We start from the raw sequence: 16,619 nt of genomic DNA on the forward strand, positions 1-16,619 counted from the left end.
GCAGCCTTTTTATAAATGGTCTGAAAGATTATTCTTTAATGAATTTCTGTACAGATACTTTATCTTTTAAAAATAATTTAATCCAATAATTTCCTTTGGACAGGCTGGAAACATCTACGGTATTTTTTTTCGTTCCCATAGAATTCATAATTCTTCCGGCTGTATCATAAATTTCAGCTTTGATCACTTCATCCCAAGATTGGATATACAGAATATCTTTGACCGGATTAGGATAGATCCCAATTGTATTCTTATCATTTTTGATTTCTGAAGTTACCAATGTACCTGCAACTGAGGTTGTATAAGTATTGGTAACAACCGGAGCATTGTAATCAAAATAGATTCTGGCCGTATTGCTGAAACTATCACCGGTATTCAGAGTAGATTTTGTCTTAATCTTAAATGACAGATAACCGTCATTATGGGCATCATCAAAAGGTAACTGAATATTTTCGAAAATGAATTCTAAAATATTAGGACCTGTTACTCGTGTCACAAAGCTATGGCTTCCATGCAGAGGAATCAAACTGGAAATATCAAATTTTGAAGTGTCAATTTCATCCTTTACTACAATATTTCTGGCATTGGCCGTTCCCGTATTTTCAAACCGGATCAGGTAGTGCACGTAGTCTCCAACCTGGGTTTGGGTGATAGAAGTACCTTCCAGGCAGGTCTTGTCATTCGGATCAAAAGAGTTTACAACCGTCTGATTTAATGTAAAATTATTATCTGCAGGTGTTTCATCAGTCGCTCCATTAATCTGTGCGGTATAATGTAAAATATCACCACCCTCTAACGGCGGAGTCTGGATAGGGGTATTTAATTTAAAAGTTACCGTGATTTCTTTGGTTTCAAAAGGAAGAAGATTGGTGAAGTTCCAGCTCAATGTCCCAGTAGACTGAGAGACAGGCGTAAGGGTAGAACTTAGATAATCAACCACATTATCATTATAATTAAACAGCAGGGTACCGGATTGTGTGGTATTTGCTTTGTTTTTAAAGATGATTTTATATTGAGATTCAAAACCGGGTGAAGCTGCCGTTACAGGTATAATAACCGTTTCCAGATCATGATGTACACCACTAGGAGTTATACAGAAGTTTTGATTGAACGGGCTAACCTGTTGAGGAAAACTGACAGTGACATTGGCCGGAGAAATGTTGAAGTATGCCGGGTTTTCAAGGACCGGAGTTACTGTATGTGTACCTGTCTGCACCGGAACGGAATAATTTCCTGAAATATCGGCAATCATGCTTCCTGTAGTTCCGGCTCCTGCGATAGTAAATTTCTGGAAAGCCCTGTTGGGGTCATTCGGGTCACAACCGTTATTGTTGCCGTCTGTTTTTGTATTTCCCCGGATTGTATAGAATGTTCCGCCAGGAGTGAATGAGCAGTATGAATTGACTGTAGTGGTGGGTAATAATGAATTCATATTGGCAATCTCAAAGTCATCCGCACAGATATATTTAAGATTAGGCGTACCTGAAAAAGACGAAGGAATAACCTGCGTAAAATTATTAATACCGTTTTTAATCAGTAAAGACTGAAGATTGGGATTCATATCACATGCGAACACCTTGAGTTTTTCATTCTGTGAAAGATCAATGGTTGTAAATTTATTATAAGTACAATCCAATGTTTCAAGTTTTTGAAAAGCATTGAAATTGAGCGATGTAAAAGAATTTCCGGGGATCATTAGATAAAGCAGATTGGGCGTCTGGTTTAAAGGAAGTGTTTGAAGTTTATTGGCAGTTAAGTTTAAGTTGACAAGATTGGTATTGTTATTTAAATAAATATTTTGAAGCTGGCACTGTGTCATGTTTACTTCATATAAATTGGTCAGCCCGGATAAGTCGATGGAAGGCATGCTGCAAAAGAAGATATCCAGATCATATAGCTGGCTGCAGCCCTGAACATTTACAGATGAGAGCACATAGCATCTGCTGAGGTCCAGCTTATACAATGCTGTACTGTTACTCAGGTCAACACTTTGTAATAACGGAAAAAGGTCTATATAAAGATCAGTCAGATTGGTAAAGCTTTTTATCCCTTCTATTGAAACAACATTACTGGAAAAAGAGGTATAATTTTGCAGAACAAAAGTATCGAAGTTCAATTTACTGATGTTGGCCGCTTCAGATAACTGAATTTCCCCGTCATGATTCGTATCGATAGAGGTACTATTGCCCATAAGATCCCTGGCCATATAAGGGATATTGGAGGTCAGCAGTTTCTTAAAATTGGCATCAGGAATATTGACGGTCTGAGCGTGAAACACCGCAATAATCATCATGGAGATGATCAGGTAGATTTTTTTCATGGATTTAGTTGGCTGGTTTTTAGTTTTTAATTATTTGGTTGCAAATAGGAGACAAATGTAAACTTTTAAGCATATAGTCAGTTAATTTTTTTTAATTTTTTTTGATTGGCTTTTAAGGTTTTAAAAACAAAAAAAGCTGTGAAATTCATCACAGCCAATAGTATTATAATCAGGTTATAAATCTGTTATTGCTTTTCAATCAGATCCAGGAACTGCTGTTCATCAAGAATACCGATGGTTCCTATATCCTGTGCTTTTTTCAGCTTGCTTCCCGCTTTTTCACCTACCACAAGATAGTTGAGGTTTTTCGATACGGCAGAAATATTTTTTCCGCCATGTTTCTCTACCATTTCCTCAGCGGCTTCTCTGGTAAATAATGACAGTTTACCTGTGAAAAGGAATGTTTTTCCTTCCAGAATATCAGAGAGTACTTCATTGGTACTTTCTCCTTTCTCAAGCTGTACTCCGTAAGATTTCAGACGTTCGATCATCAGAACGTTTTCAGAATTGTTGAAAAACTCTGCAATGCTGATGGCGATCTTTGTTCCGATATCCTCTACCTGGCAAAGCTCTTCAACAGTAGCGTTTTTCAGCTCCTCAATGGTAGGGAAGTTTTTAACCAGTTTTTTCGCTACAGTTTCACCCACATGCTTGATCCCGATTCCGTATAATACCTTTTCAAATGGAATTTCTTTTGACTTTTCAATCCCCGTGATGATATTCTGTGCCGATTTTTCAGCCATTCTCTCCAGAGGAAGCAGCTGTTCTTTCGTTAAAACATACAGATCCGCAGGATTTTCAATCAATTTCTCCCTGTAAAGCTGTTCAATTGTTTCACCACCCAGATTTTCAATATTCAGAGCCTTTCTGGAAACATAGTGAATCATTCTTCCTACCACCTGAGGCGGGCAGTGAAGTTCATTCGGACAGAAGTGGATGGCCTGGTCTTCAACTTTTACCAGTTCCGTTCCACATTCAGGGCAATGTCTGATGTATTCTATTTCTTTGCTTTCTTCAGTTCTTTTATCCGTATTCACCCCTACGATCTTCGGAATGATCTCACCGCCTTTTTCTACATACACAAAATCATGCTCATGCAGATCCAGCTTTTTGATGATATCTTCATTGTGAAGAGAGGCCCTTTTCACGATCGTTCCAGCCAGCAAAACAGGCTTTAGATTGGCAACAGGAGTGATGGCTCCGGTTCTTCCTACCTGATAAGAAACACTTTGAAGCTCAGTTTCTACCTTTTCTGCTTTAAATTTATAAGCCATTGCCCAACGTGGGGATTTTGCGGTATATCCCAGCTGTCTCTGTTGCTGTAAAGAATTCACTTTTAAGACAATTCCGTCAATTTCAAAAGGAAGATTATGACGCTCAGTATCCCAGAATGTGATAAATTCCTTTACTTCATCCAGAGTTTTGCACAGCTTAGCCTGCTGGGAGGTTTTAAAGCCCCAGCTCTGCGCCTTTTGAAGCAGTTCCCAGTGGGTATCTGCCGGAACCTCATCTGAAATAAACTGATACAATACAGAAGATAAACCACGCTTTCTTACCTCACCGCTATCCTGCATTTTCAGACTTCCGCTTGCCGTATTCCTTGGATTCATGAATGGATCCAGACCTTCTTCCTCACGAAGCTTATTGATCTTGTCGAAATTTTTTCTGGTCAGGTAAATCTCTCCACGCATAAAAAACTGTGATGGAAAATCACCTTTCAACGTCAATGGAATATCTGAAATGGTACGGACGTTCGGAGTGATTTCATCTCCCTGAAAACCATCTCCACGGGTTACGGCCTGTGTCAGCTTCCCGTTTTCATAAAGAATGGAAATAGAGGCACCGTCATATTTCAGTTCCGCAACAAATTCTACCGGGTCAGCAATGGTTTTGATAATCCTTTTTTCCCAGTCTTCCAGATCGTCAAAATCATAGGAATTATCCAGTGAATACATTCTGAACTTATGCTGAATCGTAGGAAAAACCTTGGTAATACCGCCTCCTACACGTACCGTAGGTGAGTTTTCATCATAGAATTCGGGATGCTTGGCTTCCAGATCCTGAAGTTCCTGAAGGAGCATATCAAACTCATAATCAGTAACGGTAGGAGTATCCAGAAGGTAGTAATTTTCGTTATGCTGGTGAAGCTCTTTACGGAGCTGTTCTATCTTTTGTTGAATATTTTCAGACATGGGTTGTATATCTTTTGAGCAAAAATAACTAAAGTAACGTGAATTCGGGATAAAAACTTCCGGTTTTTAGACAGGTTTGAAACCGGGTGATGAAAGCCGGAAGTTGTGAAACTCTCAAAGAATAAGCATTCTGTGTATTTCCATCACTGGAATAATAACATCCGGCTTCTTTCTTCCAGCTCATTTTACTCTCAACTTTCTTAATCCGGGGTTCAGCCTAATGTCATCCATTAAAAAAATAGCAGAATTAAATGGCATAGGAAAATTAAAAATACGTAATATACCTCAACAAACTGGTTCTGTACGGGATAGAATAAGTGTTCAGATTAATTTAACATAATATTCGGATTTAATTAAAAAAATGTTAAAGTTCCCTTAAATAGTAAGCCTTTAAAGTCAAAATACCTTTGCACATCTAATTTGAAGACATGAGAAAAGTAAAGATTGTACTGGGATTATTGTTTTTAGGGCTTGGTTCAATGGCTTATGCACAGACCACACAGGCTTCTATCATAGGAAAAGTAACCGGACCGGGAAGTACCGCTCAGGAAAAAATGAAAGTAACCATCGTAAACGAATCCACAGGATTCAGAACGGAGACGGAAACGAACTCAAAAGGAGAATATATCTTTAAAGAAATTCCTCTTGGGGGCCCTTATACGGTGATTGTAAATGAGGATAAAAAAGAAGGATACAACATCAACTTTGGGGATCAGATTACTGTAAATATGGACCTGGGCGGTGAGAAGAATATTGAGGAGGTAAAAATTACCGGAAACCTGAAAAATAAGATCGGAAACCTTGGCGCAGCTACGGCCATTACTGCTAAAAACATCAGCATACTTCCAGTGAACGGAAGAAATTTTACCAGTCTTACAGAATTGTCTCCCTTAAGCGGAAAAGGCGGAAGTTTGTCCGGACAGCTCGGATCTTCCACCAATTTTACCATTGACGGAATGACGGCTAAAAATCCAACTTCTGCCGGATCTACAACCAGTAGAAGTGGTGCTCCTTTCTCCATCTCGATTGAAGCTGTACGTGAATTCAAAATTACCACCAACCAATATGATGTTACTCTGGGAAGAAGTGGTGGCGGAACCGTAAGTGCTGTTACTAAATCGGGAACCAATAAATTCTCGGGAAGTGCCTGGGAGTATCTGAGAACGAACTGGCTTTCCAGTCCTTATGATATCAGAGGAAACAAAAGACAGAATGATTTCTCTACCTCTCAGTTCGGATTTTCATTAGGCGGACCCATCATTAAAAATAAATTACATTTCTTCGTAGCATGGGATCATCAGCTGGATTCAAGACCTTTGCTTATTGCAGATATCAGATCTCCGGAGGACGAGAAAAGGTTGAATACCACCACACAGACCCTGAATCAGTTTCTGGATATTGCAAGATCAAAATATGGAGTAGGGAACAGCCCGCAGTTCGGAAGCTTTGATAAAGTAAGAAACTCAGATGCTGCCTTTTTACGTTTAGACTGGCAGATCAATGAAAAGCACTTACTGACATTGAGAAATAACTTCACCTACGATCTTAATAAAAACGGACTGGGAGATAATACCAATATCACTTTCTTTGAATCTTACGGAAATGACAAAAATCTTGACAACAGCTTATTGCTGACCCTGAGATCCAATCTGAAATCTAACCTGACCAACGAGCTGAAGGCACAGTATCTGTATACTTTCCAGAACAGTTATCAGAATGATGAGCTGGGTAAGCCGGTTCCAAGAGCTATTGTTGAAAATGTGATGTCTCCGGGAGTAGGTTCTACCAATATCCAGATCGGAGGCCACCGTTTTGCGCAGGAAAGCTTTAAAAATAATGTATTCCAGATTGTAGATAACCTGTATTACAACACAGATAAAGTAAAATATACCTTTGGAGCAGATCTCATGTATACCACTTCAAAATCTATATACGGAAGTGAGGTAAACGGAAGGTTCCATTTTCAGGGAATTGGGAATTTTGAAACCATGACGCCTTCACGGTTTTACAGGGAAGTTCCTTTGATGGAAGATCCGTCTGTAAGATCAAATATCTGGAATATCGGTTTTTATGGGCAATTTCAGACCAAAATCGCCAAAGGGCTTGATTTAATGGCAGGTTTAAGATTTGACTACGGTGGATATCCTAAAGCAGAATTCAATCAAAAGCTATATGATGAGATGGGTATCCGAACAGATAATAAAATAAAATCATTTGTGATTCAGCCCAGATTTCAGTTTGACTGGAATATCAATGAGCAAGGTAAGGATTTCTTAAAATTCGGAGCCGGAATATTCTCGTCTGATATTAATAATTATATGATCATCAATAACCTGGTGTTTGACGGGAAGCATCTGGCAACAGTGGATGTAACTTCTAATGAGGTTCCGTTCCCGGATTTCAACAGTTACAGAAACGATTACAATACGGTTCCTACACTTTCCCAATACCAGATTCCTACCATCAATTATACAGGAAAAGATGCTAAGATTCCGATCGTGTATAAAGCCAATATCTCATATACTCATTTCTTCAATGAAAGATTCAGAGCAGGAATTGCAGGGTATATGGCATTGGGAAGAAACAACTATTATTACTATGACAGAAATATGGCAGCCAATCCGTTCTTTACATTAGATAATGAAGGAGGAAGAGGGGTTTTTGTTCCGCTGGAATCTTTGAAAGAGGGTAGAATAGACTGGAAAGCAGGGAGAATCAACAACAAATTCGGAAGAGTGCTGGAGCTTGTAAGTGATGGTAAGGTGAATCAGTTCTCATTCGTGGTTGATACCAGCTACCGTTACTGGAAAGACGGAGAGATCACAGCAAGTTACACATGGTCTGATATCAAAGACAATACTTCTTATAACGGAAATGTAGCCAATTCTGCAACATTGTCTACAATGATACAAAGTGATCCGAGAGATCTGAGGATGACCTATTCTGATAACCAGTTCAGGAATAAAGTGGTCATCTATGGAAATTCTCCTACAATAGCAGGATTTACGCTGGGGATAAGATATTCAGGAATAGGAGGAACCCGTTTCTCTGTAACATCAGGAGGAAATGTGAACGGAGACTTTGTAGATAATAATGACCTTGCTTATATCTTCCCGAATATTGCCCAGACCATTCTGGACGATCCGCAGGTAGGTGAAGCCCTGAAAAACTACATCAGTGATTATAACGGTAAAATTGCAGAGCGTAACGGAGGTAAAAATGGTTTCTACGGAGTCTGGGATCTGAGAGTTGCAAAGAAAATAAAGTTTGACAAAATAGGCGCCTTTGAGTTGTCTGTAGATATTTTCAACGTAGCCAACCTTCTGAATAAAGAATGGGGAGTGAATAAATCATACGGAAATACATCGCTGTACAGGATCAATAAATTCAATCCGGATACAAGGCAGTTTGAATATGCGAAAAATATCAGCGGAAGCGGACTGGCGCCTTTAACAGGGAACCCATACCAGATCCAGATCGGAGCAAAATACAGCTTCTGATAGACAGTTTTTTAAACCACAAAGAATGTAAAAGAACCCTCAGTTTCTAAACCAATTTCAACCTTAGCTTTAGTCTGAAAATCTTTATGTCTTTGTGGTTTACATTTTTTAATACTTATCTTTATCAAAAAGTTCCAGGACTTTGTTTTAATTATCTAAATTATATTATGAAAAATTTTATCTTAGGCTTAGCAGTTTTAAGTACGGTTCTCATGAAAGCACAAACTCAGATTATAGCACACAGAGGATATTTTCAGACTCAGCCTCCAACAACGGAAAATTCTTTAAAATCTCTGGAAAATGCCCAGAAGCTAAAAGTTTACGGTTCAGAATTTGACGTGAGAATGACAAAAGATGGTGTATTGGTAATCAATCATGATGAGCATCACGGTAAAATGGAAATTTCGGAAACTTCTTTCAAAGAACTGGAGCAGCTGAAATTATCGAACGGAGAAAAATTTCCCACTTTAAAAGATTATTTAAAAAAGGGGAAGAAAGATCCGTCAGTAAAACTGATCGTTGAGATTAAGCCTGCCAAAACTCCGGAGATAGAAAACGAGATCACTCAGAAAACCATCCGGATGATCAAAGATATGAAGCTGGAATCTCAGAGTGAATTTATTTCATTCAGCTTAAATATCTGCAAGGAGATCAAAAAGCTGGCACCTTCTTTTAAAGTTCAGTATCTGAACGGGGAATTGTCGCCGGAACAGATCAGAAAAGAAGGATTGGACGGAATGGATTACCACTTCAGTGTATTTCAGAAAAACCCGACATGGATTGCTGAAGCGAAAGCACTCAACCTTATCACAAACTCATGGACTGTGAATGATGTTGCGGTATATGAAGAATTAAAAAAGCAGGGAATAGGATTTGTAACAACCAATATCCCTGAACAGCTGAAAAATAAATAGTATTGTCATTCTGATAGAGCTTAGCCATCTGTTATTTTCCAAAATTACAATGGGGAACCCTCATCATTCCCCTCCTCCGGAGGGGTGGCAAATCAAAGATTTGACGGGGTGGTTCACAGCTCATCCACAGTACTTAACAAAAGACACAGTCTGCACTTACAAAAGTGCAGACTGTGTCTTTTTTATTGAAAAAATCCCTAATTATACTAATCAATAGTCAATTAGAATAAGTTTATTTATTGTAATATATTGATTATTAAATTGTTGTATTTGTTTTGTGGTATTATCTCATGTGAAGACAATAAAGATACATAAATATAACCGTGAACCGGCATTAAAAATCCTTAATTCCTTAAAATCTTGTTTGATAGTATGTTATCTAATGTTGTTAAGGAAAAGTTAACATATTATTCAATAATCTTTTAAAAAACGTTAAAATAGTATTAAAACCGTACTCATAATGTCGTTTTAATTTTGCGCAAACAAAAGGAAATGCGTAAAGAGACACAAAAACTGTTGGTTTTGTCACTGTTAGGATTATTCAGTGCCCATCTGACGGCTCAGCAGAAAGCTAAGAAAGACAGTATTAAAGGAATTGACGAAGTAGTCGTTACTGCTTTGGGAATCAAAAGAGAAGACAGGTCTTTGGGATATTCTACTCAAACTGTCAAATCTGAGGAAATCCTGCGAACTCAGAACAACAACTGGGCGCAGGCGCTAGAGGGTAAAGTTGCCGGATTGAAGATTCAGACTGCCGGGGCCGGACCTCTTGGAACAAGCCGTATCACCCTTCGTGGAGACATTTCTATGAGTATTGGAAACAATGATGCGCTGATTGTTGTGGATGGTGTCCCTTTAAGCGGAAGAAAAACCGGGACCGGAACAGCCGCCTATGGTGCCGGATCAGGAGGAGATCTGCCCATTGATTATGGAGACAGTTTCAACAGCATCAATCCGGATGATATCGAATCTATTTCCATTCTGAAAGGTCCTACCGCATCTGCTTTATACGGTTCCAGAGGATCAAGGGGAGCAGTTATGATTACAACCAAATCCGGAAAGACCAGAAAAGGAAAAGTTCAGGTAACCTTAAACTCTTACACAAGCTTTGACAGCGTTCTGAAATGGCCGGATTATCAGTATGAATACGGGCAGGGAACCCAGCAGAGAGATAAAAACGGAAACTACTATTATTCTTACGGAGCTTCTGTGGATGGAGTGAATACAGGATCCACCAGTAGTGCTTTCGGGCCTAAATTTGAAGGCCAGTATTACTTTCAGTATGATCCGGCCATAGAAGGGCAGAGCCTGGAAAGAAAACTGTGGAGACCTTATAAAAACAATATCAAAGACTTCTGGCAGGTAGGTTCCAATTATTCCAACAGCTTGTCTGTGGAGCATTCCAATGAAAGTACTGCTTTCAGAACATCTCTTTCTTATCTGAAAAATGAATGGATGATGCCGAATACAGGTTTCGACAGATTAAATGCAGCCTTGTCACTGGATCATAAACTGAGCAGCAGACTGAAGATCGGAACCAAAATCAATTTCAGCAATACGAAAAGTGATAACCTTCCTGCAACGGGTTACAATAACCAGTCGATTTCCTATTTCATGATTTTCCAGAATCCGAATGTAGACCTGGACTGGTATAAGCCGATCTGGAGAAAAGGAGCCGAGCAGATAGATCAGGTACATCCTTTCAGTTCCTATATTGATAATCCTTATCTGATCGCTTACGAAAACCTGAACAGTACAAACAAAAAAATAATAACCGGAAATATCAACATCAGCTACCAGCTGGCAAAGAATTTTGATATCGTCTATAAAACAGGTCTGGAATGGAGCAATGAGCTTCGCACCCAAAGAAGACCGTGGAGCTCTGCCAATTATCTGAAAGGATTTTACAGAGAACAATACATCCGGTATTTTGACCTTAATAATGATATCCTTCTTACTTACAAAAATAAATTCGGTGACTTTGGCGTGACAGCTTCTGCAGGAGGAAATATCAGGTATCATGAATACACGATGAATGATTACAGGGCAATAGGACTCAACAGGGCCGGACTTTACCAGCTTTCCAATGCCACTTCACAGGATTTTAAGCTTGCCAGCCCTAATGATAACCAGGTGAATAGTGTATATGCATTAGCCAACTTCAGCTATAAAGATATGATCTTCCTGGATGTGACGGCAAGAAACGACTGGAGCAGTACGCTTCCAAGCCACAATAGATCATATTTCTATCCGTCGGTAGCTTCTTCATTTGTTTTATCTGATATTTTTAAATTAAAATCAGATAATTTAAACCTTTGGAAACTTAGATTATCATGGTCACAGGTAGGAAACGACACTTACAACTACATGCTTGAAAAATATTATGATAACAGTGTGTTTACAGGATCGGTAGAATCCCCTTCCTTATACCCGAATCCAAACCTTAAACCGGAAATGATCACGAACATAGAAGGAGGAATGGATTTCAATCTTCTGAAAAACAGACTGATCTTCAACTTTACATTTTATCAGAATAACTCCAAAGACCAGTCGATCATTATTCCTGTGTTGTATGAAACAGGGTATAATAAAAGGATCATCAACTCCGGTGAGCTGAGAAACAGAGGTATTGAAATGTCCCTGAGTGCTTACCCTGTCAAAACGAAAAACTTCTCCTGGAATGTGAATGCCAACTGGTCTATGAATAGGAACAAAATCCTTTCCTTACCTGAAGAATTTAAAGGAGCACCTTATACAATGGGAAGTATAGGCGGTGTGGTGTATTATAATGCTGTAGTGGGCGGTTCTTTGGGAGATATGTACGGATACGGACTGATGTATTCGCCGGACGGGCAGGTGATTTATGGCACTGACGGCCTTACCGCAAAACCGAATGAAATGAAAAAGATAGGAAATGCCTACCCGAAGTGGAGAGCAGGTCTTCAGAACGAATTCAGGTATAAAAATATCAGTGTAAGCTTTTCATTTGACGGCCAGTATAAAGGAACTGCCTATTCGCAGTCCCATCACAAAATGTCTGAACAGGGGAAACTTACCCATACACTTGTGGGAAGAGATAATCCGGGTGGTCTTATAATAGGGGAAGGAGTAGTTCAGAATCCGGACGGAAGCTTTTCTCCCAATACAAAAGGAATTCCTGTTTACACCTATTACGGAGATTATTACAGAAGGGCCAATGTGGAAACCAACTCATTCGATACCTCATTCATTAAGCTGAGAGATGCGAGAATCTCTTATTCTTTCCCGAAATCCACTATTGAACCTTTAAAAGTTACAGATATTACCCTTGCCTTATTCGGAAGAAACCTTTGGATGTGGTCAAAATTCCCATTATTTGATCCGGAAGTGGCTACCCTTGATAATTCCACCATTACTCCGGGTGTGGAAATAGGACAGTTGCCGCAGTCCAGAACAATCGGAATTCAGTTAAACGTTAAATTTTAAAAAATCAGAAAATGAAAAAACTAGTCTATATATGCTCATTTCTTGCCCTTGTAAGCAGTGTTGTTTCCTGTGACAGGAACCTTGACGAGATCAATAAAGATAAAAGCAGAATCAATGTTCCTGTTGCCAGTGCATTGCTGGTTCCGGTACAGTATAATATGTCTGTAGTGGGATACAACAGGGCTAATGATTTTACCTTTGACATCATGCAGGTATCCCTGGATTTCCCTAATGAAGGAAACTCACTGAGCAGGTATTACATCACAGAAAATACAGGATCCGGTTTCTGGAACAATTCTTACAAATGGCTGAAGCAGGTAGATGATCTGAAAAAAGCGGCCATTAATGAAGGAGACAAAAATTATCAGGCTATTTCCATGGTTTTGAATGCATGGATCTATTCCAACCTTACTGATACCTATGGCGATGTCCCTTTTTCACAGGCATCACAGCTGGATGATAATATTTTACAGCCTAAGTTTGATAAGCAGAAAGATATTTATGTGCGTTTGTTGGATGATCTTAAAACCGCCAACTCCCTATTCATTACCAATAAAATGCTTACGGGAGGAGATCTTTTCTATAAAGCAGATACAGATCCGAACGGGATCAACAACTGGAAAAAATTCTGTAATTCACTTTCCCTGAGATTACTGACAAGAATTTTAAGCAAAGAGGGTGAAGTAAACGTCAAAGAAAGAATTCAGGAAATTGCCAATAATCCTGCAGTATATCCGGTTTTTCAAAGCAATGCTGATGCTGCAAAGCTTGATATCACAGGAGTTTCCCCATTGATGCCGCCTATTGCAAGACCTCAGGATTTTACTACCGGAAGAGCCGCTTCAGACTTCTTTGTACAGGCTTTAAAAGCCAATAATGATCCCCGTATCCCAATGTTCCTTAGCCAGGCAAAAGACCTGAAAGGAAATAATATAGGATATGTGGGTGCACCGTCAGGATATCCTTTCGGGACCGTATTTACTTATCAGCCTTCAAACCTTAATCAGAACCTGGCAAAGGCACCCATGAAGATTTTTGTATATCCTTATGCCGAGCTTCAGTTTACAATGGCCGAGCTTGCCCTTAAAGGCATCATCAGCGGAAGTGCAAAAAACTATTACGAAAACGGTGTGAAAGCTTCTATAGAACAGTGGGGAGCGGTAACTCCTGCCAATTATTTCGACAACCCGAATGTCACTTATGAAGCAGATCTGAAAAAAATAATGCTCCAGAAATACATCGCCTTATTCTTTGTAGACCATCAGCAGTGGTTTGAAAAAAGAAGAACAGGATTCCCGGTACTTCCCAATAACGGAGGATTATTGAATAACGGCAATCTTCCGCAGAGACTGATGTATCCCCCTAATCCCAAAGTATTGAATACAGCAAATTATCAGGCAGCAGTACAGCAGATGGGCGGAGATGATATCAATGTGAAAATGTGGTGGAATAAATAACTGTTTTTTTAATTAAATACTAAAAAATATGAAAAGTAATATAAAACTTCTTTTGCCTTGTATGCTGGTTTCTGCAATGGCATTTTCCCAGTCTTCCGTTTCAGGGTATGTATATGAAGACATTAATAAAAACCAGAAAAAGGAGAACCGTGAAAAAGGAATGGAAGGAGTAGCAGTCTCTAATGGAATTCAGGTTGTGCTGACAGATAAAAACGGACGTTACAGTCTCCCTGTAAAGGATGATCAGACCATTTTTGTGATCAAGCCTTCAGGATATCAGACCGCTTTGAACAGTAATAACCTGCCTCAGTTTTATTATCATCATAAAACAAAAGGTTCACCGGCAGATTTTAAATATAAAGGAGTTGCACCCACAGGAGAACTTCCAAAAGAGCTGAACTTCCCGCTTTACAGACAAAATGAAAACAAAACCTTTGATATCCTTGTTTTTGGAGATCCGCAGCCTTACACAGAAAAAGAGCTGGATTACTTCAGGAGAGGAATTGTAAATGAAGTTAAAAATACCAGGAAAAATGCAGTATTAGGAATCAGTCTGGGCGATCTGGTAGGAGATAACCTGAGCTTACAGAAACCCTATGCTGATGTGATGAAGGAAATTGGCCTGCCGTGGTATAATGTAATGGGAAACCACGATATGAATTATGATGCCAAAGAAGATAAACAATCTGATGAAACTTTTGAAGCGAATTTTGGCCCGGCCAACTATTCTTTCAATTATGGTAATGTACATTTTATCATTTTAGATGATATTCTTTATCCAGATCCAAGAGACGGTAAAGGCTACTGGGGAGGCTTCCGTGAAGATCAGCTTCAGTTTATTGAAAACGACCTGAAATTAGTAAACAAAGACAAACTGATTGTAGTATCTTTCCATATTCCGCTGGAACATAAAAACGAGGACAGCTTCAGGAACAGTGACCGTCAGAAGTTATTTGACTTTTTAAATCCGTTCCAGAATGTATTGCTGTTATCTGCACATACCCATATTCAGCAACAGATTTTCTATGGAAAAAAAGAAGGCTGGAACGGAATCCGGGAACTGCATGAATATAATGCAGGAACTACTTGTGGAGACTGGTATTCCGGAACCCCTGACGATACAGGTCTTCCTACTTCTACTATGAGGGACGGTACAGCGAAAGGGTATTCTTTTATCAGTTTTAATGACAATCAATATAAAATAAAATACAAAACTGCAGGTAAACCTGAAGACTATCAGATCAAATTATATGTTCCGAAAGTGATTCCATTCCCGTCGAAAACATCTGCAAAAATATTGGCAAACTTCTTTATGGGAAGCAAAAAAGACAAGGTTGAATACAGAATAGACAACGGAAAATGGGAACAAATGGAGTATGACGAAACCATTGACCCGAATTTTGCCCTTTCTGTTTTCAAATGGGATACTACGGCAAAGATTTTAGAGGGAAGAAGACCTTCCAATCCTGAAATGTCAAAACATATCTGGGAAGCAGGTTTTCCAAAGAAACTATCATTGGGAAAACATACCGTGGAGGTAAAAGCTGTTGACATGTTCGGAAATGAATTCTCCGCTTCAGAAGAATTTGAAGTACAGAATTCAATTCAGATTCCTTAAGCTTTTTATTTTTTTTACTATACCTTTTTTAGATTTTGAAGCCGGTTCAGCAAAAGACCGGCTTTTATTTTTGCAGAGGTTAAACCACAAAAATTACAAAAGATTTCTTTAAGCACTTTAGTACATGAGTAATACTGTATAACTAAGTTCAATTTACATGAAAATCAGAGATTTCATAAACTTTGGTGTACTTTATATGCTCAAAGCTTGTTACTTCAAATTTCAAATACCTTAAGTGCTTAAAACTTTTTGGCCTTTTGTGGTTCAATAATATAAATCTCAGTTGTTATCCCAACCATAAAAAAGTATTAAATCTCCATTTTCCCCATCCCATAAAAATGTTCTTTCGTAAATTTGCATCACGAAAAGTATTACTACTATGAATATAAACGGAAAAAATGCCATCATCACAGGTGGCGGAAGAGGATTAGGGAAAGCTGTAGCTTTAGCTCTGGCCAATGAAGGAGTAAACGTTGCCATTACAGGAAGAAACGAAGAAAACCTTAAAATGACGGTTGAGGAAATCAAAAAACTGGGAGTAAACTCTGCCTATGCAGTTTTTTCTGTAGACAATGAAATTCAGGTAAAAGCAGGAATAGAATCTTTGGCAGAACAATTGGGAGGAATTGACATTTTAATCAACAATGCCGGAATCGGAGATTTTGGTACTATTGAAGAAATGCCTTCTGAAACATGGGAGCAGGTCATTAAAACCAATCTGTTCGGGGTGTACTACGCCGCTAAAGCAGCTCACCCGTTTATGAAAGCTAGAGGGGAAGGTGATATCGTAAACGTAGCATCTACAGCAGGATTGAAAGGAGGTCCGAATATGTCTGCCTATGCCGCTTCAAAAGCTGCAGTGGTATCTTTATCCCAGTCTATGATGGCAGAATGGAGAAAGCAGAACATCCGTGTGATCACCCTTACACCAAGTACCATTGCCTCTGATATGAGCATCCAGGGAGGTCTTACAGACGGAAATCCTGATAAAGTATTGCAGCCCGAAGACTTTGCAGAGTGGGTAAGAGATATTCTGAAAATGAACAGAAGAGCATTGATTGCGAATGGTTCTATTTTCTCTACCAATCCTTAAAAAGGATAAAATTCAGAAAGAAATAAAATTCAATAGGAGCGGGCTTTAGCCCGCTTTCTT

At 39.0% G+C, this 16,619-nt stretch carries 9 protein-coding genes; 6 read left to right on the forward strand and 3 right to left on the reverse strand.

Annotated features, from left to right (window positions below; genetic code table 11):
• Positions 1-28 precede the first annotated feature (28 nt).
• From ACTJJF_RS14385 to ACTJJF_RS14395, 3 genes are all read right to left on the reverse strand, one after another.
• On the reverse strand, positions 29-2,320 hold the full coding sequence (locus ACTJJF_RS14385) for a DUF7619 domain-containing protein (RefSeq protein WP_440700086.1): 2,292 nt from the start codon (positions 2,318-2,320) through the stop codon (positions 29-31).
• A 185-nt stretch (positions 2,321-2,505) separates the two neighbouring features.
• The gene (gene ligA / locus ACTJJF_RS14390; RefSeq protein WP_312298200.1) at positions 2,506-4,512 is read right to left on the reverse strand and encodes an NAD-dependent DNA ligase LigA; all 2,007 of its coding nucleotides are present in this window, start codon (positions 4,510-4,512) and stop codon (positions 2,506-2,508) included.
• A gap of 28 nt (positions 4,513-4,540) precedes the next feature.
• Positions 4,541-4,696, reverse strand: a complete 156-nt coding sequence (locus ACTJJF_RS14395; RefSeq protein ID WP_440700087.1) for a hypothetical protein — start codon at positions 4,694-4,696, stop codon at positions 4,541-4,543.
• 244 nt (positions 4,697-4,940) lie between these two features.
• Between ACTJJF_RS14395 and ACTJJF_RS14400 the strand changes: the two genes are divergently transcribed.
• The 6 genes from ACTJJF_RS14400 to ACTJJF_RS14425 all read left to right on the forward strand — a co-directional run bounded on the left by ACTJJF_RS14400 (position 4,941) and on the right by ACTJJF_RS14425 (position 16,559).
• Positions 4,941-8,012 (forward strand): carboxypeptidase regulatory-like domain-containing protein, encoded by a 3,072-nt coding sequence (locus tag ACTJJF_RS14400; RefSeq protein WP_440700088.1) that lies wholly within the window; start codon positions 4,941-4,943, stop codon positions 8,010-8,012.
• Positions 8,013-8,179: 167 nt separating this feature from the next.
• Positions 8,180-8,926 (forward strand): glycerophosphodiester phosphodiesterase, encoded by a 747-nt coding sequence (locus tag ACTJJF_RS14405; protein WP_312298195.1) that lies wholly within the window; start codon positions 8,180-8,182, stop codon positions 8,924-8,926.
• 492 nt (positions 8,927-9,418) lie between these two features.
• Positions 9,419-12,391 carry a SusC/RagA family TonB-linked outer membrane protein gene (locus ACTJJF_RS14410; protein WP_312298192.1) on the forward strand — a complete coding sequence of 991 codons (2,973 nt, stop codon included), beginning with the start codon at positions 9,419-9,421 and terminating at the stop codon, positions 12,389-12,391.
• An 11-nt stretch (positions 12,392-12,402) separates the two neighbouring features.
• Positions 12,403-13,848 carry a SusD/RagB family nutrient-binding outer membrane lipoprotein gene (locus ACTJJF_RS14415; RefSeq protein WP_440700089.1) on the forward strand — a complete coding sequence of 482 codons (1,446 nt, stop codon included), beginning with the start codon at positions 12,403-12,405 and terminating at the stop codon, positions 13,846-13,848.
• Between the two features lie 28 nt (positions 13,849-13,876).
• The gene (locus tag ACTJJF_RS14420) at positions 13,877-15,466 is read left to right on the forward strand and encodes a calcineurin-like phosphoesterase C-terminal domain-containing protein (RefSeq protein ID WP_440700090.1); all 1,590 of its coding nucleotides are present in this window, start codon (positions 13,877-13,879) and stop codon (positions 15,464-15,466) included.
• 379 nt (positions 15,467-15,845) lie between these two features.
• On the forward strand, positions 15,846-16,559 hold the full coding sequence (locus ACTJJF_RS14425) for a 3-ketoacyl-ACP reductase (protein ID WP_440700091.1): 714 nt from the start codon (positions 15,846-15,848) through the stop codon (positions 16,557-16,559).
• Positions 16,560-16,619: the final 60 nt, after the last annotated feature.

This window comes from Chryseobacterium sp. 22458, from assembly GCF_052044975.1.
In the GTDB taxonomy this organism is placed as follows: domain Bacteria; phylum Bacteroidota; class Bacteroidia; order Flavobacteriales; family Weeksellaceae; genus Chryseobacterium.

Excerpts from the sequence above, each read along its gene's own strand:
- ACTJJF_RS14395 (WP_440700087.1), bottom strand. The coding sequence starts at position 4,696 with ATGAGCTGGAAGAAAGAAGCCGGATGTTATTATTCCAGTGATGGAAAT.
- ACTJJF_RS14385 (WP_440700086.1), bottom strand. The coding sequence starts at position 2,320 with ATGAAAAAAATCTACCTGATCATCTCCATGATGATTATTGCGGTGTTT.
- ligA (WP_312298200.1), bottom strand. The coding sequence starts at position 4,512 with ATGTCTGAAAATATTCAACAAAAGATAGAACAGCTCCGTAAAGAGCTT.
- ACTJJF_RS14410 (WP_312298192.1), top strand. The coding sequence starts at position 9,419 with ATGCGTAAAGAGACACAAAAACTGTTGGTTTTGTCACTGTTAGGATTA.
- ACTJJF_RS14425 (WP_440700091.1), top strand. The coding sequence starts at position 15,846 with ATGAATATAAACGGAAAAAATGCCATCATCACAGGTGGCGGAAGAGGA.
- ACTJJF_RS14400 (WP_440700088.1), top strand. The coding sequence starts at position 4,941 with ATGAGAAAAGTAAAGATTGTACTGGGATTATTGTTTTTAGGGCTTGGT.
- ACTJJF_RS14405 (WP_312298195.1), top strand. The coding sequence starts at position 8,180 with ATGAAAAATTTTATCTTAGGCTTAGCAGTTTTAAGTACGGTTCTCATG.
- ACTJJF_RS14420 (WP_440700090.1), top strand. The coding sequence starts at position 13,877 with ATGAAAAGTAATATAAAACTTCTTTTGCCTTGTATGCTGGTTTCTGCA.
- ACTJJF_RS14415 (WP_440700089.1), top strand. The coding sequence starts at position 12,403 with ATGAAAAAACTAGTCTATATATGCTCATTTCTTGCCCTTGTAAGCAGT.